The 2,477-nt window shown below is 79.7% G+C and carries 2 protein-coding genes; both read left to right on the top strand.

Features of this window, described 5'->3' with window-relative positions:
* On the top strand, positions 1 to 1,513 hold a 1,513-nt coding region (locus tag G6556_RS18320), incomplete at its 5' end, for a proton-conducting transporter membrane subunit (RefSeq protein WP_166944512.1).
* A 105-nt stretch (positions 1,514 to 1,618) separates the two neighbouring features.
* Complete coding sequence (locus G6556_RS18315; protein WP_205693746.1) at positions 1,619 to 2,368, top strand: glycosyltransferase family 2 protein; 750 nt, start codon at positions 1,619 to 1,621, stop codon at positions 2,366 to 2,368.
* Positions 2,369 to 2,477 lie beyond the last annotated feature (109 nt).

Below are 2,477 nucleotides of genomic sequence, written 5' to 3'. Positions count from 1 at the left end.
GCGCGGCCGGGGCCCCGACAGGTCCCGCACCCGCTCCGCGCTCGCGCCGTTCGCCCTGCTGCCGCTGGCGCTCCTCGCCGTCGCGGGGGTGGGCGCCGGGCGCGACGGCCGCCTGGTCCTGCTCGACACCGTCTCCCGGCCGCTGGTGCTGGTCGCGGCCGTCCTCTACGCCGCGGCGCTCGTCGTGACGGCGCGGGTCGGCAGCCCCGGTGCCGTGCGGCTGACCGGGCTCCTCCTGCTGTGCAGCGCCGCGAACGGCCTGGTCCTGCTGGCCGCGGACGTCGGCACCCTGCTGGTCGGCTGCGTGCTGACCACGGTCGCGACCGCGCGGATGGCGCGCCTGCCCGGGTCGCCGGCGGCCCGGTCCGCCGCGCGCGTGCACCTCGTCCTGGGCGTCGCCGCGGACGCCGCGCTGCTCGCGGCCGTCGCGCTGGTCGTGGGCGCGGGCGGGTGGCGCCTCGCGGGGGTGCCGGCGGTGGTCGCGGGCTCGCCGGTGCTGGTGCCGGTGGTGGCCCTGGCGCTGGCGGCGTTCGCGATCCGGGCCTGCACCTTCCCGGTGCACGGCTGGCTGCCGCTGGTCGAGTCCCGGGTCGCGATCCCGGTCGGCGCCGTGCTGAGCGGCGCGTTGGTGAAGGTCGGCCTGGTGGGCTGGCTGCGGCTGCTGCCGCTCGGCGAGGTCGCGCTGCCCGGCTGGGGCACCGCCCTCGTGGTCGCCGCGCTCGCCGGGGCGTTCCTCGCCCTGGTCCCGGGCGTGCTGAACGACGACGCCGAGGTCTCGCTCGGGTACAGCACGGTCAGCCAGATGGGGTTCATCGCCGTGCTGGTCGGCGTCGGGCTCGCGGTCCCGGCGCTCGCCGAGGCGTGCGTGCTGTCGGCGGTTGTGTACGCGGTGCACCACGGGATGGCCAAGGGCGGGCTCGTGCTGTCGGTGGTGATCTGGCAGCGGCACGGCGGCGGCCGGCTGCGCGGGTGGGTGCTCGCCGGGGGCGCGCTGCTCGCGCTCGCCGTGGTGGGCGCGCCGCTCGGCAGCGGGGCCGTGGCGAAGTACGCCGCCAAGCGCACGCTCGCCGAGGCGCCGCACCTGGCCGACGTGGCGGCCGCGCTGCCGCTCGTCGCGACGGTGTCGACGCTGATCCTGGTGCGCACCGCCACGATCCTGCGCGGGCACGTGCGCCCCGGCCCCGTCGGCGCGGACGTCGGCCTGGTGTCCTGGGCGGTGCTGTGCCTCGGCGGCACGGCGGCGACCTGGTACCTCGCGGCGCGGTGGGTCCCGGTGCTCGCCGTGCCGGCGCTCGACACGGTCACGCTCTGGCAGGCGCTGTGGCCCGTGCTGCTCGGGCTGGGGCTGGCCGGCGCGGCGGCCGTCGCGTACCGCGCCGGGCTGGTGCCCGCGCGGCTGCGCAACCTGTCGGTGCCGCGCGGCGACCTGATGGCCCTGCTCGAGCGCGCGCTCGACCGTCCGGCACGGGACACGCGTGCGGCGACGGAGGCGACGCCGCCCGCGCGTCCCTAGGGGCCCGGCCCCGTCGGCACCGGGCACCGCGCGCGCCCCCGGTTGCCGCCCGGCGCCGCGCGTGCGGGGATGGGGCGTGCCCGCCGACCCCACCGGGGCCCGTCCGTGACCGGCCGCCCGCCCCTGCGCATCTCCGTCGTGGTCCCCGCGCGCGACGAGGAGGACCGGTTGCCCCGGTGCCTCGCCTCGCTCGCCGCCCAGACCCGCCCCGCCGACGAGGTCCTCGTCGTGGACAACGCCAGCGGCGACGCGACCGCCCGGGTGGCCGCCGCGGCCGGGGCGCGGGTGCTGCACGAGCCCGAGCTCGGCATCTGGCCCGCCGCCGCGGCCGGCTACGACGCCGCGACCGGGGACGTGATCGCCCGGGTGGACGCCGACACCGTGCTGCCGCCCGGCTGGCTCGCGCGGGTCGAGGCGCTGCTCGCCGACGACCCGGGCTGCGCCGCGGTGACCGGGCCGGGGCGGTTCCGCCTGGGGCCGCTCGGCGGCTGGCTCGCGCACGTGCTCTACATGCGGGCCTACTTCGCGCTCGGGACGCTCGCGCTGGGCGGGCCGCCGGTGTTCGGGTCGGCGTGCGCGGTGCGCAGCTCGGCCTGGCGGACGGCGCGACGCGAGGTGCACCGCGAGCACGACGTGCACGACGACCTGGACCTGAGCTTCCACCTGCCGCCCGGGTCCGTGCGGTACGACCCGGCGCTCGCGGTGTCCATCTCGGCGCGGCCGCTGCGGTCGCCGGCCGGGATGCTGCGCCGGCTCGCGCGGGGGTGGCGGTCGGTGGTGCTGCACTGGCCGGAGCAGGCCCCGTGGCGCGCGGCCGCGGGGCGGCTGACCGGGCGGCGCCGCCCGCCCGCCTGACGCGGAGGCTCCCGCCCGTGATGGCGCGAGGCTCCACTCAGCGGCGGGAGCCCGACCACTCAGCACCCCCCTGAGGGGCACGGGGCGCCTGCCTAGCGTGGCGCGGTGC

Source organism: Cellulomonas sp. IC4_254 (assembly GCF_011603975.1).
Classification (GTDB): domain Bacteria; phylum Actinomycetota; class Actinomycetes; order Actinomycetales; family Cellulomonadaceae; genus Cellulomonas.
Note: the sequence above shows the minus strand (reverse complement) of the source record. Positions and strands in the feature narration are given on the sequence as shown.